Origin of the sequence: Rhizobium sp. LjRoot98, assembly GCF_964252935.1 — a bacterium.
Classification (GTDB): Bacteria; Pseudomonadota; Alphaproteobacteria; order Rhizobiales; family Rhizobiaceae; genus Pararhizobium.
Genome location: NZ_CAXUPW020000007.1, coordinates 164,516 through 187,909, shown reverse-complemented (window position 1 = coordinate 187,909; position 23,394 = coordinate 164,516). Strand labels below are relative to the sequence as shown.

Genomic DNA, 23,394 nt, shown 5'->3' with positions numbered 1-23,394 from the left:
ATGACGCTCATTATGAACACTGAAACGGTCGTAACAAAGTCCCGGCACAACCGTACTATCGGCCGCGACCTGATCGGCATCGGCGCCATCACTGCTGTCGCTGTGCTTGGCTACCTGCTGTTTCCGGACAATCTCGCGCTCCTGACCCGGATCATCGCCATTGCGCTGCTGGTGCTGTCGCTCGATCTCGTCACCGGCTATTGCGGCGTGGCGACCCTTGGTCATGCCGCCCTGTTCGGCTCCGGCGCCTATGCCGCAGGCATTGCGGCAGCGCATTACGGTATCACCAGCCCCATGCTGATGATGCTTGCCGGTATTCTTGGTGGAGCGATTGCTGGCATTATCTGTGGCGTGATCATCCTGCGGGCACATGGATTGCCGCAACTCGTCCTGTCTATTTCGCTGATCTATCTGTTCCACGAATTCGCCAATAAGGCATCATCATGGACGGGCGGTAGCGATGGCTTGTCTGGAATTTCACCCGACCCGCTGTTTGGCGTCTACGAGTTCGACCTCTGGGGTCAGACGGCTTATATCTTCGGTGTCGCTCTGCTGCTCGTTGTCTTCATCCTGCTGCGCTTTCTCGTCCGCTCACCATTCGGGATGCTTTGCCGGGGCATCAAGGAAGATCCTTTGCGCATCATGGCCATGGGCGCCTCGCCGAAGATCGCACTGATCAAGATGTACATCATTTCCGGTGCGGTCGCGGGCGTTGGCGGTGCGTTGAATGCGATCTCGACGCAGGTCGTCGGTCTCGACAGCCTCTCCTTTACGCAATCGGCCGAAGCGCTGGTCATGCTGGTTCTGGGTGGCACCGGCTCACTGTTCGGTGCGCTGATGGGCACGGTCGTCTTCATGCTGTTCGAGGATTATGTCTCTGCCGCCAATCCTTTTCATTGGCTGACCATGGTGGGTGTTCTGCTGATCGCCGTCGTCCTGTTTGCGCCGAAAGGCCTTTACGGCACGGCCGCCGGTTTCATCGCCCGCCGTATGGACAAACGCTCGTGAGCGCGATTTTTGACGTTCTCAATCTGAAAAAGGCCTTCAGCGGCCTGGCCGTCACCAATGACGTTTCCCTGTCGATGGCGCCGGGAGACCGGGTGGCGTTGATCGGCCCGAACGGCGCGGGAAAGACCACCTTCGTCAATCTCGTCACCGGAAATCTGCGGCCGGATTCAGGCGAAGTTCGGCTCAACGGCGAAACCGTCACGAAAATCGATGCAATCGGCCGCGTCAGGCGCGGGTTGGTCCGCTCGTTTCAGGTAACGCGGCTGTTTCAGGAGATGACGCCCGCCGAACATGTTGCGCTCGCCATCCTGCAGCGGGACGGTCGCGCCGGAAAGATGTTCGGCAATTTTCTGTCAATGCCCGACGTCATGGACGAGGCGGGCATCCTCCTCTCCAAGCTCGGCCTGGCTGACCTGATGCACCGCAAGGTGAGCGAGATCGCCTATGGGCAGCAGCGCCTGCTCGAAATCGCCGTGGCGCTGGCCCTCAAGCCGAAAGTGCTGCTGCTCGACGAACCGGCCGCAGGGGTACCGCAGTGCGATACGGGGCGGATCGAGCAGGCCCTTGCCGACCTGCCGGCCGATCTTGCCGTGCTGATGATCGAGCATGACATGGAACTGGTTTTTCGCTTCGCCAAGCGGGTCATCGTGCTGGCCGCCGGCACCATCATCTTCGACGGCTCGCCTGCCGACGTCACCAAGGATGCCGCCGTGCGTGAAGCCTATCTCGGGAGCTACGCCAATGCCAGCCACGCCGCTTGAGGTCGAAAACCTGTCGGCCGGCTATGACCCGACACGGGTTCTGGAAAACGTCTCCTTCTCGGTTCCCGCCGGACAGCGTCTCGCCGTGCTCGGGCGCAACGGCATGGGCAAGACGACGCTGCTTGCCACGCTGGCCGGGCAGACGAAACGCTATGACGGACGCATCTGCATCGGCGCAACCGACGTCACCGGCATTTCCAGTGCGCTGCGCGCCCGCACCGGACTAGGCTACGTCCCGCAGACACGCTGCATCTTTCCGACGCTGACCGTCGAGGAAAACCTGTTCGTCGGCCTCAAGGACCGGCCGAAAAGCGATCTTCAGGACGCCTACGCGATGTTCCCCCGGCTTTTTGAGCGCAAGGGCAATCTCGGGTCCCAACTTTCCGGCGGTGAGCAGCAAATGCTATCGACGGCCCGGACCATTCTCGGCCGTCCTTCGGTGCTGCTGCTCGATGAGCCGCTGGAGGGGCTGGCGCCAGTCATCTGCGAGGAGCTGATGAAGGCGTTTTCCGAGCTTGCGAGTACCGGTAACATGACCATCATTCTCGTCGAGCAGCGCATCCAGAGCGCCCTTGATTTCGCCGACCAGGTGATCGTGCTTGAACGGGGCAGGGTGGCGTGGAACGGCACGCCGCAGGCGCTGGCTGCCGATCATGACGCGGTAGACCGGCTGCTGGGTGTCGGCGGTCTGCACTGACAAAAAACAGGGAGCTTCATAGTTGTATCAGGCGCATGGAGGACCTCCAGACATCTCCTGCAAATTTATTTTGAACCGGAGGGAACAATCCGTTTTCTCGCGCATTTGTGCGTCAGGTCGATTTCTGTCGGCACCAACCACCGTTCACAACGATGAGGATGTGCAGATGAACAACCTTTTACCCGAACTGCATGAGGGTCACGCCCCGATCACGCTGCATCTGCTGTTTCGCGATGCACTGGAAGCCTATGACGACTGGGCAGAAGGGGCGGACGTTCCGGTGGTTTACCATCTTGGCATGCCAGTGCCGATCGGGTCGGTATTCGATCATATGCGTGGTTGTACCGACATCCTGCCCAATAACATGGTCAGCGCCATTACCGAAAGGCTGACCAAGCCTTGGAGCAGCAATAGCCCGCTGGACGAAATGACGTTTTCGACCGCTGCCCGGGTCATGTGCGTGATGGTGCGCAAGAGGGAGTTGCAGCGCAACGGCAGCGATATCGGCGCCTTCATCCGCCGTTTTGAGAAGCTGCGTTCCGGCCGTTCCGATCCATGACGCTTTTGCGTTGTGAGGCTGCTTCTGGCTCCGCCGGAAGCAGCGCGTTTCACGCATATGCCGGTTAAGTAACGGAAACGTATCGCGTTTTAACAGGTTGTGAAAACGGCTTGATAGGACGGGTTCTCCGTGTTTAAAATGACAAATTACATAGAGTATGCCGCATATTGATGAACTGGCGTTTGAGTAGGGGTGCCGAGGTTCAACCATCCAGCCGCATGATGCGGGGAGGAAATGATATGACGGTTCACGGTCTTTCGTCGCCCTTCAGTTCGCTGAGCGATCAGCCTTTGCAGATAGCCATCGTCGGGCGCGGCTTTTCCGGTCTGATGATGGCCATCGCCCTGTTGAAGACGGTCAAGCAGCCATTCCGGTTGCGCATGTTCGACCCCCGCCCGATCGTCAGCGGCGGCCAGGCGCTGGCCACGGCGCGTTCCACCGAAATTTTGAACAGCCGCGCTCGCGACCTCTCGGTTTCGACCGGCGAACCCAAAGATTTTACCCGCTGGCTGCAGGCAAACGCCCCGTTTCGTGAAGCCGTGACAGCGGCAATCCCCGGATTTGGTCAGATTTTCGTGCCGAAGGCCACTTTCAGCGACTACGTCTATCAGCGGTTTTCCGAAGCGCTGGCTCAGCGTACGGACGTGACCGTGCAAATGTCCAACGACGGCATCGCCCATATCCGCCGTAACGACGACGGCATGTTCACGCTCAGCCTCGCCGACGGCGGAGACGCAGTCTACGGCACGGTTGTGCTGGCGACCGGCTACGGTTTGAAGCCGCCGCTGGAAACGACTGAACAGGATATGGACTCGCTTCTGCTTGAACGTCCTGACACACGCCGGCATGTCGTCGTTATGGGCAATGGCCTGCGCGCCGTCGATCAGGTTCTGCAATTACGCGACGGCGGTTTCACCGGTCATATCACCATCCTGTCACGCCGTGGTTTCCTGCCACAACCGCACACCCGCATGCCGGCTGACGCGGTTTTCCCGACACAGCCCATGCCGTCACAGCTGCGCAATATCGTTCGTTTCGTCCGTGATGCCTGCGCTGAAGCCGAAGAAAACGGCTGGAGCTGGCAGGCTGCGATGAACGGCCTGCGCAAACGCGCCCGCACCCTTTGGGCATCGCTCCCGCCCAGCGAAAAACGCCAGTTTAACCGGCATCTGCGCGCCATCTACGACAGCCACCGTAACCGGCTTCCGGCCGATGTGCATGCCAGACTGGAACGCGAATTTGCCAGCGGCCTCACCGAATTGAAGCGCGGAACCACGCTCAAGCGTACAGCAGATGGTCTTATCGTCCGGTGGGCGGGCCAGTCGGCGGAAAGCCATTTCGCCGCCGATGAAGTGATCGACTGCCGCTGCCTGTCGCCGGACCTCAAAGATCCTGTCGTAGCCGACCTCCTCGAGGCTGGCCTTGCCGCGACGGACGAGCTCGACCTCGGTCTCGCCGTCAATCCGGCCGGGGAGCTGTTGACGCCGAAGGGCCGGCCAGCCGGGCTTTTCGCCGTTGGTCCGCTTGGTCTCGGTTCACTTCCGGATATCGATCTGGTTCCAGAGATTGTCACCCAGACCTATGCCGCAGCAACGCTGATCGGCGCGCGGTCGCTGCCGCAGTTGCAGGCAAGCTGATAGGCCTCAGCCAACGGCTCTATCACCCCGCCGAATTGCCTTGATGGGCCGCAGCTGCGCTTCATCCTTTTTCCCAGACCTGAGCTGCAAGCAGTCCTTTCACGGGGCGTAACGCCTCAAAAAGGTGGCAAACGCGAACGGATTTTCCATACCCGATAAAATTTATAGATATTATAATTTTGCGGTCGGCGCCGTTCCCGGAAAAACTAGGAAGACCCATTCTGCAGACGCTGGAGACAATCGCACATGAGCCCCGTTCCGGAAAAGATCGACGTTCTCTGGTTTCTGCCGACCCACGGTGATAGCCGTTATCTCGGCACGTCCATCGGCGGCCGCAATGTTGATCTCAACTATCTGAAGCAGGTGGCGCAGGCGGCCGACACGCTCGGCTATTTCGGCGTGCTGATCCCGACCGGCCGCAGTTGCGAGGACAGCTGGATCGTTGCTTCGGCATTGGCGCCGCTGACGGAGAAGCTGCGCTATCTCGTCGCCGTGCGCCCAGGCCTGCTCAGCCCGACGCTGGCAGCGCGCATGACCGCGACGCTTGACCGGATCTCGAATGGCAGACTTTTGATCAACGTCGTCACCGGCGGTGACCCGATCGAGAACAAGGGCGACGGCATCCACTACTCGCATGAGGAACGCTACGAGGTCACCGAAGAGTTCATCAACATCTACAAGGCGGTTCTGCGCGGTGAAGACGTCACCGCCAAGACCAAGCATTTCGACATCGAGGATGCCAAACTTCTATTCAAGCCGGTTCAGGAGCCGCATCCGCCGCTCTATTTTGGCGGCTCGTCCGGGGTCGGCCAACAGGTTGCGGCCCGCACGATCGACAAATATCTGACCTGGGGCGAGCCACCCGAGGATGTCGAGAAGAAGGTGGCGGAAGTGCGGGCGCTCGCCGCGGCAGAGGGCAGGGAGGTCACCTTCGGTATTCGCCTTCATGTCATCGTCCGCGAAACCGCCAAGGAGGCCTGGACCGCGGCCGACGAGCTGATCAAATATGTCGATGACAACACGATCGCCGCAGCCCAGAAGGTTTTCGAGAGGATGGATTCCGTCGGCCAGAGCCGGATGAGCAAGCTGCATGGCGGCCGCAAGGACAAGCTGGAAATTGCCCCGAACCTGTGGGCCGGTGTCGGCCTCGTGCGCGGCGGCGCCGGAACTGCGCTGGTCGGCGATCCCGATCAGGTCAAGGCGCGGATCGATGAGTACCGCCAGATCGGCATCGATACCTTTATTTTCTCCGGCTATCCGCATCTGGAAGAGGCCTACAGGTTCGGCGAACTCGTATTGCCGAACCTGCCGCTCAACCACCCGGTCAAGACCCACAAGGCAAGCGCCAATACCGGTCCCTTCGGTGAGACAATCGCCGGCGACCACCGTCCGCCGCTCAAGGTGTCGCAGTCCTGATAAGATATAGTCAGGATTGGCGTTTTTATTCGTGACACCGCGATTAAATGGTAACGTTCAACCGTTAACCAGGGCAGTGGCTACGGAACAGCCGCTGTCCGTGTCCGGTTGACAAGCTCAAGGCGAGCCTAAAGAGTAAACCGGTCAAAACGGCAGCGTTGGGGAGGACTTTTGTCTATGCGCGCGTTTATCCGGTTTTCAGCGATTGCTCTCAGCGTTCTTGCGTTTTCACCCCTGGTTCAGGCGGCGGAAACGGGCAGGCATATCGTCACCACGCAGGACGGCGATTATTTCGGCTTCGACCTGCGCACGGAACAGAACGTCTCGCTTGCCGATTGCGAGAAAGTCTGCGTCGCAGACTCGTCCTGCCGCGCCTTCACCTATAATCCCAAGGTGAAATGGTGCTTTCTCAAATCCGACTATAACACGCTGAACACGTTTACCGGTGCCGTCGCCGGCAAGGTCGTCGATGCCGCTGCCGCCGAACCGGATATCGGCGCGCCGCCCGCCCTGCCATTCGTCACGGAACAACTTCTGACTGACGCCCGCGCCACCAAGGAAAATCTCTCGGTGCTGGCGGACCAGGATGCCCTCGGTCTGAATGGCCGCAAGGCTGAAGCTTATCGCGAACTGACGGCCGGCAATGTCGGTCCGGCGCTGAAGGCTTTTCAGGGCGCGCTATCCATTACGCCGGATGATGGCGCGCTGTGGATCGAAGCTGCGCGGGCGGCAAACCGCGTTTACGGCAATTCCGATTTCGCCACGCAGGCATCGCTTGCGGCTCTTAACGCCTATCAACTGTCGCGCACAACGCAGACGCGGGCGGAGGCCTTGGCCGTTCTGGCAACGGCTTTGAAAAACGTCGAGAATTTCCGGGCCGCACTCAGCGCCTACAAGGCGAGCCTCGAACTGGTCGAAGCCAAATCCGTTCGCGCCGATTATACCGACCTACGCACCCGCCAGGGGTTCCGCGTTACCGAACATACGATCGACTCCGACAGCGCGACACCGCGCGTCTGCGTCCAGTTTTCCGAACCGCTGGTCAAGGCCGGTGTCGATTACACGCCATTCGTTCTTCTGGATGGCGCGACCCCCAAGGCTGTCGAAGCCAAGGGCAGCGAAATCTGCGTCGAAGGCCTTACCCACGGGCAGAGATACAAGGTGGCCTTGCGCTCCGGCCTGCCGTCATCCGTCGATGAGCCACTGGAAGCCAATGTCAATCTCGACGTCTATATTCCCGACCGTGCAGCGATGGTGCGCTTTACCGGCGACAGTTTCGTGCTGCCCGGAACAGCCCGCCGCGGCATTCCGATCGTTTCGGTCAACACTGCCAGCGCCAATCTGAAGCTTTACCGCATCGGTGACCGCAACATCGCCTCGTTGCTGACCGCCTCGCAGTTTCTCACCCAGCTCGACGGCTACAGCGCCCAGCGGATCCAGGATGAAAACGGCGAAATGGTTTGGCAGGGATCGATCGATATTGCGACCGACCTGAACAAGGAAGTCGTTACCAGCTTTCCCGTCGATGAAGCGCTGCCGCAGCGCAAGCCAGGTGTCTATGTCCTGACCGCCGTCTCGGCGACGGGCGCTTCCAACGAGTGGGACAGCCAGGCGACACAATGGTTCGTCATCTCGGATATCGGCCTGTCCACTTACTCCGGCACCGACGGACTTTCGGTGTTTGCCCGGTCGCTGGCATCGGCCAAGCAGGTCACCGGCATCGAATTGACGCTGCTTGCCAAGAACAATGAAATCCTCGGCACCGCCACGACCGACGCCGATGGCCGCGCGACCTTTGACGCCGGCCTGCTGCGCGGCACGGCCGCCATGACCCCGGCCGTTATCACCGCAAAGAGCGGCGAGGACGATTTCGTTTTCCTCGACCTTACCCGGGCCGGCTTTGACCTGTCGGATCGCGGCGTCACTGGACGCGCCGCTCCGGGCGCCATCGACGTGCTGACCTGGACCGAACGCGGCATCTACCGCGCCGGCGAGACCGTGCATGTCTCGGCACTCGCCCGTGACAGCGCCTCGGTAGCGATCGAGAAACTGCCGCTGACCTTCATCTTCATGCGCCCGGATGGCGTCGAGGATCGCCGTGTCGTCAGCGATGGTGGGCTGGCAGGTGGCTATGCGCTGGATCTCCCACTACAACCGAATGCGATGCGCGGCACCTGGACGGTCCAGATTTTCACCGACCCGAAGGGGACGGCGATCAGCGAGAAGCAATTCCAGGTCGATGACTTCGTCCCTGACCGGGTCGAGTTCGACATGGCAAGCACAGTCAAGCAGATCGAGATCGATACGCCAGCGCCGATCACCATCGACGGCCGCTTCCTCTATGGCGCACCGGCCGCGGGACTGGAACTCGAGGGTGAAGTCGGCCTGAAGCCGACCCGCGAAAGCGCCGATTTCAAGGGCTACTTCTTTGGCCTTGCCGATGAGGAAGCCACCGAAGACAGCCGCACGACGCTCGAAGGGCTGGAGCCGCTCGACGAAGATGGCAAGGCGACTTTCGACGTCACGTTGACCGACGTTCCCTCGACCACCCAGCTGCTGAACGCCAATATTACCGTTCGCGTTCAGGAAGCCGGCGGCCGGGCGGTCGAGCGCTCCCTGACGCTGCCGGTCAAACCGGCGGGCGCGATGATCGGCATCAAGCCGGAATTCTCAGGTGATCTCGCAGAAAACGCCGTCGGTAAATTCCACGTCATTGCGATCGATGAAAGCGGCACCAAACAGGCAAAGACCGGTCTTTCCTGGAAACTGCTGCGCGTCGAGCAGGACTATCAATGGTACCGCGATGGTACCGCCTGGAAATACGAGCCTGTGACCTCGACCAAGCAGGTTTCGACCGGCAAGTTGGATGTCACCACGGATGGCGGCGAGATCGCCATCTCAGCTGGATGGGGCCGCTACCGACTGGAAGTGGAGACGGCCGACATCGATGGTCCCACCTCAAGCGTCGAATTTGATTCAGGCTGGTACGTCACGGCAACCTCGACCGAAACGCCGGACGGGCTGGAAATCGCGCTCGACAAACAGAACTACGCAATCGGCGACACCGCCAAGCTGCGCATCTCGCCGCGCTTTGCTGGCGAAGTTTTGGTTACGATCGGTTCGGAAAAGCTGATCGCCACGCAAACCGCGACTATTGCCGCTGAGGGTGGCGAAGTCGATATTCCGATTACCGCGGATTTCGGCGCTGGCGCATATGTGACCGCAACGCTCTATCGCCCAGGCGATGCGCAGGAAAGCCGCATGCCGATGCGGTCCATCGGCATCAAGTGGCTGGCCGTCGATCCAGCCGAGCGCAAGCTATCCGTCAAGCTCGGTCTTCGGGAAAAGACGCTGCCACGCCAGACATTGAATATCCCGGTCGAGGTCACCGGGGCAGGGGTAGGTGACGAAGCCTATGTCACGGTTGCCGCCGTCGATGTCGGCATTCTCAACCTGACGCGTTACGAGGCGCCCGATCCGGCTGGCTGGTATTTTGGCCAACGGCAGCTCGGCCTTGAAATCCGCGACCTCTATGGACGGCTGATCGATGGCTCGCTCGGAGCGACCGGGCGCCTGCGCACCGGCGGCGATGGCGGCCAGATGGCGCTGCAGGGCAAACCGCCGACCGAGAAGCTGGTGGCGTTCTTCTCCGGCCCCGTCCAGCTCGATGCAAACGGCAAGGCGATCATCAGCTTCGACATTCCGCAGTTCAACGGCACGGCCCGTGTCATGGCTGTCGCCTGGTCGAAGGCCGGCGTCGGCCACGCTTCGACCGATGTCGTCATCCGTGATCCCGTCGTGGTCACGGCGAGCATGCCGCAATTCCTGGCCCCCGGCGACAAGGCGGAGCTTCGGCTCGATATCGCCAATACCGACGGCCCGGCCGGCGACCTGAAACTCAATGTGACAAGCAGTTCCTCCGTTGTGATCGATGCGGCGCAAGCGCAGCAGACGTTCAGCGTCAAGCCGGGCAGTAAATTCGACCTGACATTGCCGCTCTCCGGCGTCCACCCGGGAGATGGGGCGATCAACATCGAACTGACCAGCGCCGACGGCCTGTCGCTGCAACAATCGGTTTCCGTTCCGGTGCGGCCTGCCGCCCTGCCGTTGACGACCCGGCATCCGCTGACCATCGAGCCGAATGCTAGCTTGAAAATTGATGGCGATCTGTTGGCTGAAAGCATGCTGCAGGGATCGGCCGTCAGCATCAGCGTCACCCGCTCCGCTGCCTTTGATATTCCAGCCCTGCTGACATCGCTCGACCGCTACCCCTATGGCTGCGCCGAGCAGACGACGAGCCGGGCTCTGCCTCTGCTTTATCTCAGCGAACTGGCCAAACAGTCCGGCCTGCCGGAGGATGGCGATGTCCAGAAGCGCGTCCAAGAAGCAATCTATCGGGTTCTGTCCTATCAGTCCTCCACCGGCAGCTTCGGCCTCTGGAGCCCCGGTTCCGGCGATCTCTGGCTCGACGCCTATGTCACGGACTTCCTGACGCGGGCACGCGAACAGAAATACCAGGTGCCGGACCAGGCGATGATACAAGCGCTTGACAATCTGCAGAACGCGATGAGCTACGATGTCGACATGAAGAGCCAGGGCAATGAAATTGCCTATTCTCTCTACGTGCTCGCCCGTAACCGCAAGGCGGCGATCAGCGATCTGCGGTACTACGCCGACACCAAGCTCGCCGAATTCCCGACGCCGCTGTCGAAGGGGCATCTGGCCGCGGCTCTCGCCCTTTATGGCGACGCGCAGCGCTCGCAGAGCATTTTCGAAGATGCGCTGCAGATGTCGACTGCAACGGCAAGCAATGCCAGCCTTGATCGCTCCGATTATGGCTCGGCTCTGCGTGATGATGCTGCTGTTCTGACATTGGCCGCGGAAGCGCGGCCCGTGCCGACGATTATCCCGCAACTCGCCAAGATCGTTGCCCGCGAATGGGAGCAGAAATCCTATACGAGCACGCAAGAGCAGATGTGGACGCTGATGGCGGCCCGCGCTATCCAGGGTGGCGACAGTGACCTCAATCTCGACATCAATGGCACGCCGCATACCGGCGGTTATGCGGCACGTTTGACCGGTGACGAAGTCCTCGATCAGCCGGTGACGATCACCAACCGGTCGAGCGAGCCAGTCGCTGCCGTCGTGACAACGGTCGCCGCGCCCGCGTTCCCCCTGCCTGCCGGCGGCAACGGTTTCAGCATCGAGCGCACCTACTACACACTTGACGGCGATGCGGCCAATGTCACGCAGGCTAGGCAGAACGAGCGTTATGTCGTTGTTATCAACGCCACGGAAAGCAACGCCTGGCCGTCACGCGTGCTGATCACCGACCTCTTGCCGGCCGGTTTCGAGATCGACAATCCGACGCTGGTCGATAGTGCCAAGCTGTCGAACTTCGAATGGATCGGCGAAGTCGAGGCCGCCCATACGGAGTTCCGCAGCGACCGTTTCGTTGCCGCCTTCGATCGCACGGCCGGCGACAACCGCACGATCACCGTTGCCTATGTCGTCCGTGCCGTCACACCCGGCACCTACGATCATCCGGCGGCCAGCATCGAAGACATGTACCGGCCGCAATTCTCCGCGCGTTCCGCGATGGGACGCATGGAGGTTCAGGCGGTCCAATAATGTCTTTCTGGGCGAAAACCTGCGCTGCATTGGTGGGCTCCGCACTTGTGTGCGTCGCCATCATGTTCGGCCTGGACGTGGCGGATCGCGCTTATCCGCCGCCGCTGGAACAGGCCCGCACGGTATCGGCCGAAGTGCTGGATGCCGATGGACAGCTATTGCGCGCATTTGCGGCACCGGAAGGCCGCTGGCGGTTGCAGACGACGGCAAAGGATGTCGACCCGCAATTCGTCCGCATGCTGATTGCCTATGAGGACCAACGTTTCTGGGAGCACAACGGCGTCGATCCCTTCGCTTTGATGCGCGCCGCCTGGCAGTTTGCGACCCATGGGCGGATCGTCTCCGGCGCCTCGACGCTCTCGATGCAGGTGGCGCGACTGATCGAACCACGCGAAGGACGGTCCTTCACTGCAAAATTCCGCCAGCTTGCCCGCGCCGTACAGATCGAACGCCGCCTGAGCAAGGCCGAAATCCTTGATCTCTACCTCACCCACGCGCCCTATGGCGGCAATCTCGAAGGGATCCGCGCCGCCAGTCTTGCCTATTTCGGCAAGGAACCGCGCCGCCTCACGGTATCGGAAGCGGCGCTGTTGGTGGCACTTCCACAGTTGCCGGAGAAACGTCGTCCCGACCGCCATTTAAAGGCGGCAGAGACGGCCCGGCAACGGGTTCTGGAGCGCATGGCAGTTTCTGCCGTCATCGGAGAAGGGGAGGCGGAGCGCGCCACCTTGGTCGGCGTGCCAGCCCGACGCCTGCAATTGCCGGCCTTCGCCGCCCATGTGGCCGAGGCCGCGCGGCGCAAAGAGCCGAAGGTCATCCAGCATCAGACGACGCTGCGCCGCACGATCCAGAAGGGTCTGGAAACAGTTGCCAAAGAAGCCGCCGTACGCCTCGGCCCGAAAGTCTCGATCGCCATGGTCATGGCGGATGCGCGCACCGGCGAGATCGTCGGCGAACTTGGTTCGGCCGATTACTTCGACGCCAGCCGCTCCGGCTGGATCGACATGACGCGCATCTCGCGCTCGCCGGGCTCGACCCTTAAACCGTTTATCTACGGCCTCGCCTTCGAGGAGGGCCTCGTTTCCCAGGAAACCATCATCGAGGACAGGCCAGCCGATTTCTTCGGCTACCGGCCACGCAATTTCGACATGACCTATCAGGGCGATGTCAGCATCCGCCAGGCACTGCAGCTGTCTCTCAACGTTCCCGCCGTGCGGCTGCTCGATTCCGTCGGTCCGACACGGTTGATGGTACGGTTCCGTCGTGCAGAAGTGCGGCCTGTCCTGCCGCCGAATGAGGCGCCCGGTCTGGCCATCGGCCTTGGCGGCTTGGGCATCAATCTGAAGGATCTCGTGCAGCTCTATGCCGCCCTGGCCAATCGCGGCAAGCCGGTCCGGCTCGGCGATGGCATCCGCGAACAACCGGGTGCGCTCGAGAACGAACCGCTTCTCGATCCCGTTGCCACATGGCAGGTTGCCGATATCCTCTCCGGCGTGCTGCCCCCGGCTGGAGCCGTCCAGCGCGGCATCGCCTACAAAACCGGAACAAGCTACGGTTACCGCGATGCCTGGTCGGTCGGATTTGACGGCCGTTACGTTCTCGGCGTCTGGGTCGGTCGCCCGGACAATGGAGCGGTTCCGGGCCTCACCGGCTACGGCACCGCAGCCCCGATCCTGTTCGAAGGTTTTGCCAAATCCGGCGTCGCCATGACGCCGCTGCCGCGCGCTCCGGCCGGTGCGGTGCGCATTGCCCAGGCCGAATTACCGATCAGTCAGCGGCGATTTTCCCTGACCGCCAACGGTCTCGTGTCGGCAACGGTCCGCGAGGCAGCACCGCAGATCGTCTACCCTCCAGAGGGCGCCCGCGTCGAATTGGGCGTCGACACCGATGGGATGTCCATGCCGCTTGTCCTCAAGCTTCAGGGCGGGAGGGCGCCCTTCCGCTGGCTTGCCAATGGCAAGCCGCTGCCCGAAACATCAAGGCGCCGCGTCAATCAATGGATACCGGATGGCGCCGGTTATTCCACGTTGACCGTAATCGACGCAGCCGGGCGCGCGGCAAGCGTGCGGGTTTTTCTCAACTAGAATCATCCCCGATTTCAGACCTGTAGCCGTCATCAGCCAAGGAGTTGGCAACTCCGAATAGTCCCTGTCATCAATGGGGATTCCCGAATCTGGCCTCATGATCTATCAGTAAGAGAAGATTCGATCCGATCTGATTCGAAATCGCGCTTGGCAGTGATCCATCCGCGAAGAAATTGACGGAGGCATATTGTCCTTTCCACGAACCCCAGCCATTCGATATACGCTTGCCGGCATCGTCGTGACGCTCGGTCTTGCAGGCTGTGGTGCCCGTGAAGGCGTGAGGCTGTCCGATACCGTAACCACAGTGCCCAATGAGACCGCATTTGCCCTGCCAGGCCCTGGCGGACCGGCCATCGTCAACATCGTCGAGCGCACGTTCAGAAATGCGACCCAGCAGGACATCCTCCTGTTCACATCGGCATCCACGCCCGGCCAGAATGTCATGCGCGTGCAACTGTTCGGACCCGTCGGATCGAAGTTCGAAGGAACGCGGTCTCTTGGCTACTCATCCGTGCGGGCGAGCGAAATCGCCAGGGAAATGCGCAGCGCCCTTCCCGGAATCGCGCTCAAGCAGTCGCCGATCTACCTGCAGAACAATTACGGCCCCTTCAGCTATGCCTATGGCCGTGGCCGCGGCAACGATGCCTGCCTTTATGGCTGGCAGCAGATCCGTTCGCCGGAGGATGCGCGAACGGCTTTCCAGAATCGCGGCACGATCCAGGTTCGCCTGCGGCTCTGCGAAGAGAATGCCAGCGAAGAGAAGCTGGTGAGCAACATGTACGGCTATACGATCCGCGGCGCCTTCAATGCAGCGGGCTGGAACCCTTACGGGGAGCCGCCCAGCGTTGACCCGACATTGGGCCGGAGCGGACATCCGATCTATCCCAAGACGCAAGACGTGCATGACAATGTGATGCCGGTCGTCGAGGTCGAGCGCCCACGCCCCGCCGTGCGGTCCCGGCAAGTCGTTGTTGCCAGCGAAAAGATCGAGCCAGTCAAACAACCGGCAGCGGAAGAAACCATTCCTTTACCAACAACGGGGGATATCAGGGGGATCGTTGTGCCTTCGCCCGATTGTGTGAACCAGTCAGCGGATGCCGGACGATGCAAGTAACTTCGGCATGATCCGAATTGCCGGATGCAGTTTGGGTTGACCATGGCGTTTTGAGGGCTTCCGCCGGCATTTGAGTGCCACCGGCAGGCCTCCTGAAGGGTACCAACCATGCGCAAAGCGAGCATCGTTCTTTTCTGGGGAATCGCTTCCCTTTGCGTGATTGCGCTGGTTACCCTGCCGATCAACCTGCAGACCCAGCTGATTGCCAGCATCGCCGTCGTCACGTTCATGGCTGCTCTGAAGATCCTGAGAGCAGAGGGAACCTGGCGTCTCACAGCACTTGCGTTCGGCACGGCAATCGTCATGCGTTACGTCTACTGGCGCACGACCAGCACGCTGCCGCCGGTCAATCAGCTTGAAAACTTCATTCCGGCCTTCCTGCTCTACCTGGCTGAAATGTACAGCGTGATGATGCTGGCGCTGAGCCTGTTCGTCGTTGCCATGCCGCTGCCATCGCGCCCGTCACGCGCTGCAACGAAAGGGCAGTATCCAAGTGTCGATGTCTATGTGCCAACCTACAACGAAGACTCGCATCTGCTTGCCAACACGCTGGCTGCCGCAAAAGCCATGGACTATCCCGCCGACAAGCTGACAGTGTGGCTGCTTGACGATGGCGGCACGCTCCAGAAGCGGAACTCGGCAAACCTGCTCGAAAGCCAGATGGCCAAGTCCCGGCATGAGGAACTGCAGGTCCTCTGCGCCGATCTTGATGTCCGCTACCTGACGCGCGAACGCAACGAGCATGCCAAGGCCGGCAATCTCAATAACGGCATGCAGCATTCGCAAGGCGAGCTGATTGCCGTCTTCGACGCGGACCATGCGCCTGCGCGGGACTTCCTTTTGGAAACGGTCGGTTATTTCGAAGACGATCCGAGACTGTTTCTCGTTCAGACACCGCATTTCTTTCTCAACCCCGATCCGGTCGAACGCAACCTGCGAACATTTGAAAAGATGCCGAGCGAGAACGAGATGTTCTACGGCATCATCCAGCGCGGCCTCGACAAGTGGAATGCCTCTTTCTTCTGCGGTTCGGCGGCGGTGTTGCGCCGGCAGGCGCTCGACCAGACCGGCGGCTTCAGCGGCGTCAGCATCACGGAAGACTGCGAAACCGCGATTGATCTTCATGCTAGCGGCTGGAACAGCGTTTATGTCGACCGACCGCTGATCGCCGGCCTGCAGCCCGCAACTTTTGCCAGCTTCATCGGTCAGCGCAGCCGCTGGGCGCAGGGCATGATGCAAATCCTGCGCTTCAAGTTCCCGCCGCTGAAGCGCGGCCTGTCGATCCCGCAGCGCCTCTGCTACATGTCGTCGACATTGTTCTGGCTCTTTCCTTTTCCCCGGACGATCTTCCTGTTCGCGCCGCTCTGCTACCTGTTCTTCGATCTGGAAATCTTCACGGCATCCGGCGGCGAGTTCCTGGGCTATACCCTTGCCTACATGCTCGTGAACCTGATGATGCAGAACTATCTGTACGGCTCTTTCCGCTGGCCATGGATTTCCGAACTCTATGAATACGTCCAGACGGTTCATCTCCTGCCTGCGGTTGTCTCGGCAATCGTCAACCCGAGAAAGCCCAGCTTCAAGGTGACGGCAAAGGACGAATCCGTTCTGGTCAGCCGTCTTTCGGAAATCAGCAGACCGTTCTTCATCATTTTCGGCATTCTGCTGCTTGCCCTTTTGGTGACGATCTATCGTGTCTACACCGAACCCTACAAGGCAGACGTCACGCTGGTGGTCGGCGGCTGGAACCTGCTCAACCTCCTTCTTGCGGGATGCGCACTTGGCGTCGTTTCCGAGCGCGGTGAATTGTCGGCAACACGCCGGGTTAAAGTGACGCGCCAGTGTGAATTTGGCCTCGGGGAACATTGGTATCCGGCAACGATCGATGACGTTTCGGTCTATGGTGCCCGCATCAATGTCTATGCCAAGACGATCGGCTCGCCCGCTGTTGATACACGCGGCCTGATCCGTTTCACGCCCCATGGCCGCGAGACCGCAGAAATTCTTCCGGTCGCCGTCCGCAATACGCAGGTGGATGGCGATATCGTCACGATGGGTTGCCAATACCTGCCGGAAGCGGCGCGCGATCACAGTCTCGTCGCCGATCTGATTTTCGCGAATTCGCAGCAATGGACAGAGTTCCAGCTGTCGCGCCGCGGCAATCCCGGCCTTTTCCGTGGCACGCTCTGGTTTTTTGGGTTGGCCTTCTATCAGACTAGCCGGGGGCTCGCCTATTTCTTCAGCAATCGGGGAGCAAGCGGCAAGCCCCGGGTTTCGGCGGGAGTACGAAAATGACAAAGGCCGTCATCCTCGCCCTGACGTTGCTTGCTTTGCCGGCCGTCCCGCTGCGCGCCCAGACGCTTCCTTTCGACATGACGCCGGAGCGCCCCGCCTCGGATAGTCCTGCCGTCACAGTGCCGCCGGAAGATCAGGGCAAGAATCCACCCGGTTCCCAGCCGGTGACCGTCGCACCGGTTGCCGAGACGGTCATAACCGAACCCCTCCGGCGGTATGTTCTTCCGGAAGGCAGCCTCGGGTTGACGGGGGAATTCGAAGACCGGCTCTGGTCGGTCTATCTCACCCCCCAGCAGGCCGCCACAGGGGCGAAGCTCAATCTTGGCTATCAGAATTCGATTTTCGTTGCCCCGGAAACATCGCGCCTGACCGTCGAGGTGAACAATACGAAGATCGCCGATGAAGCGATCCGTTCACCGGAATCCATATCCGATCTTGGCCTCAACCTTCCGAAGGACCTGTTGAAGCCGGGATCGAACCTGATCCGTCTGCGCTCCAGTCAGCGTCATCGCACCGATTGCTCCGTTCAATCGACCTACGAACTCTGGTCGAACATCGACGCAGAGAAAACCTATCTCAGTTTTGCCGGCAACGAGCCCCTGACCATGCAGAGCCTCGATGACATCAAAGCCATCGGCGTCGATGAAAGCGGTCTCACCCGGTTTAATTTTGTGGTTCCGGCGCTGGAACAGCCCGGCTCGACCGCCCCTTTGATGCGCCTTTCGCAGGGCCTTGCGGTTCTGGCCGATATGCCAAACCAGTCGTTCTCGTTTGAAACCAACAAAGTGACGCCATCAGGTCCTGGCGAAATGACCGTCCTCGTCGGCACGCCCACGGAACTGTCGCCGCTGTTTGCGTCCTTGCCTGTTGGCGCCGCCTCCGGGCCGGTTGCCGGTTTTGTTCAGGACGCAAAAACCGGAATGCCGGTCCTCGTGATCACCGGGCCGACATGGCAGGCGATCCGCAGTGCGATCGAAAGCATTGTCGCCCCGACCGATATTACAGCACCGGTCCGCCGCGACGTGATTACCACCCAACGCTGGCGCGCTCCGGACGCGCCATTCCTGTTTTCCAACACCCGGCTTCCCTTTTCGCAACTGGGGCTGAAGACCGAAGAATTTTCCGGCAGGCGCTTCCGCACGGACTTTACCATCGGTATTCCATCGGACTTCTACGCCTCCTCCTATGGCGAAGCGGTGATCCTGCTCGACGCGGCCTATTCGTCGGCGGTCATGCCCGGAAGCCACATCGATATTTACGTCAATGACAGTATTGCCTCCACGGTTCCCATCACCTCATCGGGCGGCGGGCTCCTTCGTCATCTGCCGATCAATGTAACCATGCGGCATCTTCGTCCGGGCGTGAATACGATTGCAATCGAAGCCATTCTGGAAACCGAAAGCGATAAGGTTTGCGCGCCTGGAGCGACCGGTGCGGATGCCCCGCGTTTTGCACTGTTCGATACCTCAGAATTTCACATGCCGGACTTCGCCCGCGTGGGCCAACTGCCCAACCTCGCGGCGACATCAGGAACGGGAGCGCCTTACAACAGAAGCGTTGATCCTGTTCCACTGTTCATGGATCGCATCGATGCGAACACGCTTTCGGCGGCGGCGACATTCCTGGGACGGCTGGCTACGGGGGCTGGGCATCCTGTCGCTGTCGAAACAGTGGCCTCCCCGGCATTGATCGGCAACAGAAGCGCAATCTTCATCGGCTCCCTGTCGCAGATGCCGCAGATGGTCTTCACTCAGATGAACATTTCGGAGGCGAGCCGCAACACGTGGGGACCTGATACAGGCGCTCAGGCGCAAGGTGTCAATACGCAGGCCGCCTATGATGAGTGGCGTGATAAGTTGAAGGGTGGCTTGTTCAGCCGCCAGATCAGCGCGCTTGAGGGGTGGCTGAAGCAGAATTTTGACATCACGCTGACATCCCTGCGGTTTGCGCCCAGATCGGAAAGCAGCTTCATGCCATCAAACGCCGCATCGTTGCTCCTGGCGCAGGCATCCAGCCCCGATGGGACGGGAACATGGACGGTTGTCGCCGCACCGACCGGCAAGGAACTGCGCGACAGCATGCAGGCCCTGAGCGGACACACGCCGTGGGCGCAGCTTGCCGGGCGTATCTCGACATATGAGGCCGGCACCAAGACAGTGCAGACTGTACCGGTGAACAGCTTCAAGTTCCTACCGACACAGCCCGGTTCGTTTTCCAATTACCGGCTCATCGCGGCCAACTGGTTGTCGACGAACATCCTGTCCTATGCGGTGTTGCTTGCGGTGCTTGCCGTCATACTCGGATTGGCGACTGCAACGATGCTCAGCAATCTCGGGCGGCGGCAATGAGAGGAAAACTGCTGGCGGCCTTCCTTGCGGGACTTTTCAGCTTCTGTCTGGCGAGTACTCCGGCGGCTGCACAGCAACCCTTGATCGCCGCCGATGCATGGCAGGCTTACAAAGCGAAATTTCTCGACCCCGGTGGCCGCATCATTGACGATGCTAACGGCAATATCAGCCATAGTGAAGGCCAGGGCTATGGATTGCTGCTGTCCGTGCTTGCAGGCAATCCTGCGGATTTCGAACTCATCTGGTCTTTTACCCGCACTGAACTTCTGTTGCGGAGCGATGGCCTAGCGGCCTGGAAATGGAACCCTGCCAGCAAGCCGCATGTCACCGACATCAACAATGCGACGGATGGAGACATCCTGATTGCCTACGCGCTGGGGCTGGCGGGGAAACAATGGAACCGGCCGGACTACATCAAGAATGGCGCGAGCATCGCCCGCGCCATTCTTGATAAGACCGTTATTCAAAATTCGGGGCGGACGCTGCTCTTGCCGGCCGCCACAGGCTTTTCCGCCAAAGACCGCGATGATGGCCCCGTCATCAACCCTTCCTACTGGATTTTCGAGGCCTTTCCGGTGCTCGATCAATTGGCACCTTCTCCGGTCTGGGAAAAGCTGGGTACCGATGGCATTGCTATTCTCGGTGAGCTTCGCTTTGGTCCAAAACAATTACCCACGGATTGGGTATCGCTGACATCGCCGTTAGCCCCCGCAACCGGGTTCCCTGCGGAATTTGGCTACAATGCCTTGCGCATCCCACTTTACCTCGTGCGTGGCGGGATAACCGATCGAGACTTGCTGACGAGATTGATGCGGGGGACATCCGGTGCAAATGGAGAATACGCAACCATAGATATTTCTTCTGGTCTGCCGAAGGACAACCTCTCTGATCCGGGTTATCAAATAATTAACCATATTCTGGCCTGTGTGGTGAACAAGACAGCCGTGCCGGAAGATTTGAAGCAATTCGCGCCGACCCGCTATTATCCTTCTACGCTCCATTTGCTGGGGCTATCATTTATAGCTGCTCAGCAGCGGGAGTGCTCATGAAGTCAACCTTCATCGCATTGTCAGCAGCGATCGTCGCCATCAGTGTCTTCGGGATGAATAAGCCTGATTACATCAAGCATGCGATGCAATCCCTTTCGCTGGCCGATGCGGAAGAGCCTGTTGCGCTGTCGCCGCGTCTGGTTCAGCAGTCAGACTCGGGCGTCACTGGCGTAAACGCGCCCGTATTCCGCGAGATCAAACGTTCAGCGCGGCCGGTACTCGACACGGTGGTGACTGCTGCAACGGCGGCAACCGTCGATGAAAGCGCGTTGCGTTATTTTGCCAGCCGTGGCGATACGGCGCGGCTTCAGGCAGAAATCTCCCGATTGAAGGCTCTCTATCCGGATTGGGTGCCGCCGAAGGATCCGTTGGCTGTTCCTCAAAATGAGGACAAGCAGCTGGAGACGATGTGGGATCTCTATGCACAAGGCCGTTACGCCGAAGTCCGCAAGGCCATTGCGGAACGTCAGATCGCGGAACCCGCGTGGAAACCGCCGGCGGACCTGATCGACCGTTTGACCGTTGCCGAAGCCCGTACGCGGCTGATCAACGCCTCGGACCTGAAGCAATACGACACCGTCGTACGGATCGGCTCGGAAACGCCGAGCCTGCTCACCTGCAGTGAAGTCGATGTGCTTTGGCGCGTGGCCGAGGCCTTCTTCCGCACAGACAAGGCACAGCGGGCGACGGACGCCTATTCCTATATCCTGAACAATTGCCAGAATGCCGCCGAGCGGCTGGCGACGGTCCAGAAAGCAGCCGCCATTCTTCCCGCCAAGAGTGTCGAGGATTTGCTCGCTAAGGAGAAAACGGCTCCTGACGGCACGATGGAATTCGACAGTATCCGCGACGATCTCGCGCGCCGGTTTGTTGCTGAAGCCAATGCCGACGGAAAGCTTGTCGTTCCGCCGCAATATCTGGCGCGTGTGGAACATCTGGCCGAGACGGGCGGTCTTGCCTCCGATGCCCTCTTGCTTGGCTGGTATCATCTGCCGCGGGGCGACATGGAAGCGGCGGAAAAATGGTTCCGCAAAGCGCGTGACAAGGAGGATACGGCGTCCGCTTCGCAAGGGCTGGCGCTCACCTTGATCGACCGCAACGATCAGCTTGCTGCCGAAGACACGATGTATCGCTGGCGCGACGATTCCAAGGACGCAAAAGCAGTTTATCTTGCGGCCACCGCCAATCTGCTGGCGCTCGAGCCGCCCGTCGCGATTTCCGGTGAGGTGCTGAAGCGCATTGCCGCCGAAGTGATAAAGTCGCGTGATGCATCAACCGCCCAGCAGTTCGGCTGGTACGCCCGCGCACTGAACCAGCCGCAAACGGCCCTGCAATGGTTCCGGGCCGCACTCGGTTTGAAGCTTGACGACGAACCGTCGGCTTACGGACTGGCGGTGACCTATCAGCAGCTGGACGATTTGAAGGGGCTCTCAGAAATCCAGCGCCTGTGGGCGGGACGCTCGGAGCGTATTGCCAAGGTCGGCGAAGTCGAAAAGCCGGAAACGGCAAACAGGCAGCTACCGGTAGCGAATGAAACGGTTGCCGTCAGACGGCAGCCGCGCAAGGTCGTGACGTCGCAGGATGTGGAATACGACCAGCAGGAGCAAGTGGCTGTCACACGTCCACGCAGAACCGTTTCGGCCGATCGGGGCTGCAAGTCCACGATCAATCCGCAAACGCTGGCGCCTGAAGCCGCTCTGACGCGCGGTTGGTGCCTGATGGAGCGCAACAGGCCAATGGAAGCCGCGGCGGCTTTCGAGGTTGGCATGCTTGGTTCATCGGCAAAAACCCGCGAGGATGCAGCCTATGGCCAAAGCCTCGCCTACTTGCGCGCCGGTCTCTCAGCCAAGGCTGCGGTCTCCGCGATCAAGGCGCCACAAAACCGCCAACGCGCTTTCGAACTGCAACAGGCGATCCTCGCCGACAAGGCGGTGGCAGCGTTTGATGCCGGCCGCTCGCGGGAAGCGATCCTTATCCTCGATCAACTGAGGCAGATCGGGCCAGAAAGAACCGACCTCCTGTCGCTTCGGGGCTATGCCTACCTGAGGCTGAAGCGTTACGCCGACGCTCGGCGGGTGTTCGAAGCGCTGGCTGCCATCGGCAATCGCGATGGTCAGCGTGGACTTGGCATTCTCTACCAGATATTCAACGACAAGGATTGACCGGGACGCAAGGCTCCCCCCGGCTTTCCGGTTTGGCCATCGGGAGCGGAGTGGACAACGTGACAACTTCCCCTTTGGATATCCCGGTCAAGACAGCCGACGGGCGCCAGACGACGCTTGCCGAATTTCGCGGCCGCGTCATGCTGGTCGTCAACGTCGCGTCGAAATGCGGCCTGACGGTCCAGTATGAAGGTCTCGAAAAGCTGTATGAAGCCAAGCGCGACGCAGGGTTTGTCATCCTTGCCTTCCCGGCCAATGATTTCATGGGGCAGGAGCCGGGAACCGAGGCCGAGATCGTCGAATTCTGCACCAGCACTTACGATGTACAGTTTCCCATTTTCTCAAAGATTTCCGTCAAAGGGCAAGCGGCTCATCCGCTCTATCGCAGCCTGACGGCAATTGCGCCCGACGCTACCGGTGAAGGCCCGATGCGGGAACGGTTGAAGGGATACGGCGTCGAGCCGGAAAACAAGGCCGACGTGCTCTGGAACTTCGAAAAGTTCCTGATCGGCCGCGACGGCAAGGTCGCCACGCGCTTTTCACCCGATGTCACCGCAGAGGACGGCCGCCTCGTTTCCGCGATCGATAGGGAACTGGCGCAGAGGGCCTGAAATGCCGGAGCTTTAAAATGCA

Annotated in this window: 14 protein-coding genes; all 14 read left to right on the top strand. The window is 60.4% G+C overall.

Annotation, left to right across the window (positions count from 1 at the left end):
• The 14 genes from ACSQ3J_RS21535 to ACSQ3J_RS21470 all read left to right on the top strand — a co-directional run bounded on the left by ACSQ3J_RS21535 (position 1) and on the right by ACSQ3J_RS21470 (position 23,372).
• The gene (locus ACSQ3J_RS21535) at positions 1 to 1,008 is read left to right on the top strand and encodes a branched-chain amino acid ABC transporter permease (protein ID WP_060506944.1); all 1,008 of its coding nucleotides are present in this window, start codon (positions 1 to 3) and stop codon (positions 1,006 to 1,008) included.
• Positions 1,005 to 1,769, top strand: coding sequence for an ABC transporter ATP-binding protein (locus ACSQ3J_RS21530; protein ID WP_060506943.1), 765 nt, complete (start codon positions 1,005 to 1,007; stop codon positions 1,767 to 1,769). The genes ACSQ3J_RS21535 and ACSQ3J_RS21530 overlap by 4 nt, the downstream gene beginning before the upstream one ends.
• Positions 1,750 to 2,466 (top strand): ABC transporter ATP-binding protein, encoded by a 717-nt coding sequence (locus ACSQ3J_RS21525; RefSeq protein ID WP_436040139.1) that lies wholly within the window; start codon positions 1,750 to 1,752, stop codon positions 2,464 to 2,466. The genes ACSQ3J_RS21530 and ACSQ3J_RS21525 overlap by 20 nt, the downstream gene beginning before the upstream one ends.
• 166 nt (positions 2,467 to 2,632) lie before the next feature.
• Positions 2,633 to 3,025, top strand: a complete 393-nt coding sequence (locus ACSQ3J_RS21520; protein ID WP_060506941.1) for a hypothetical protein — start codon at positions 2,633 to 2,635, stop codon at positions 3,023 to 3,025.
• 239 nt (positions 3,026 to 3,264) lie between these two features.
• Positions 3,265 to 4,662, top strand: coding sequence for an FAD/NAD(P)-binding protein (locus tag ACSQ3J_RS21515; protein WP_060506940.1), 1,398 nt, complete (start codon positions 3,265 to 3,267; stop codon positions 4,660 to 4,662).
• 246 nt (positions 4,663 to 4,908) lie between these two features.
• Positions 4,909 to 6,078, top strand: a complete 1,170-nt coding sequence (gene ssuD, locus ACSQ3J_RS21510; protein WP_060506939.1) for an FMNH2-dependent alkanesulfonate monooxygenase — start codon at positions 4,909 to 4,911, stop codon at positions 6,076 to 6,078.
• Between the two features lie 177 nt (positions 6,079 to 6,255).
• Positions 6,256 to 11,709: an MG2 domain-containing protein gene (locus ACSQ3J_RS21505; RefSeq protein ID WP_436040138.1), complete on the top strand. Its 5,454-nt coding sequence runs from the start codon at positions 6,256 to 6,258 to the stop codon at positions 11,707 to 11,709.
• A 62-nt stretch (positions 11,710 to 11,771) separates the two neighbouring features.
• Positions 11,772 to 13,793: a penicillin-binding protein 1C gene (pbpC, locus tag ACSQ3J_RS21500; RefSeq protein ID WP_436040282.1), complete on the top strand. Its 2,022-nt coding sequence runs from the start codon at positions 11,772 to 11,774 to the stop codon at positions 13,791 to 13,793.
• A 187-nt stretch (positions 13,794 to 13,980) separates the two neighbouring features.
• Positions 13,981 to 14,907 (top strand): cellulose biosynthesis protein BcsN, encoded by a 927-nt coding sequence (bcsN, locus tag ACSQ3J_RS21495; RefSeq protein WP_060506936.1) that lies wholly within the window; start codon positions 13,981 to 13,983, stop codon positions 14,905 to 14,907.
• Positions 14,908 to 15,015: 108 nt separating this feature from the next.
• Positions 15,016 to 17,202 carry a UDP-forming cellulose synthase catalytic subunit gene (gene bcsA, locus ACSQ3J_RS21490; RefSeq protein WP_436040136.1) on the top strand — a complete coding sequence of 729 codons (2,187 nt, stop codon included), beginning with the start codon at positions 15,016 to 15,018 and terminating at the stop codon, positions 17,200 to 17,202.
• Positions 17,199 to 19,550 carry a cellulose biosynthesis cyclic di-GMP-binding regulatory protein BcsB gene (locus tag ACSQ3J_RS21485; RefSeq protein WP_060506934.1) on the top strand — a complete coding sequence of 784 codons (2,352 nt, stop codon included), beginning with the start codon at positions 17,199 to 17,201 and terminating at the stop codon, positions 19,548 to 19,550. Before bcsA ends, ACSQ3J_RS21485 begins: the two co-directional genes overlap by 4 nt.
• Positions 19,547 to 20,599 carry a glycosyl hydrolase family 8 gene (locus ACSQ3J_RS21480; RefSeq protein ID WP_082512338.1) on the top strand — a complete coding sequence of 351 codons (1,053 nt, stop codon included), beginning with the start codon at positions 19,547 to 19,549 and terminating at the stop codon, positions 20,597 to 20,599. The genes ACSQ3J_RS21485 and ACSQ3J_RS21480 overlap by 4 nt, the downstream gene beginning before the upstream one ends.
• Entirely contained in the window at positions 20,596 to 22,761 is a 2,166-nt protein-coding gene (locus tag ACSQ3J_RS21475) for a tetratricopeptide repeat protein (RefSeq protein ID WP_436040134.1), read from the top strand. Before ACSQ3J_RS21480 ends, ACSQ3J_RS21475 begins: the two co-directional genes overlap by 4 nt.
• Positions 22,762 to 22,820: 59 nt before the next feature.
• Positions 22,821 to 23,372 carry a glutathione peroxidase gene (locus ACSQ3J_RS21470; RefSeq protein ID WP_060507042.1) on the top strand — a complete coding sequence of 184 codons (552 nt, stop codon included), beginning with the start codon at positions 22,821 to 22,823 and terminating at the stop codon, positions 23,370 to 23,372.
• Positions 23,373 to 23,394: the final 22 nt, after the last annotated feature.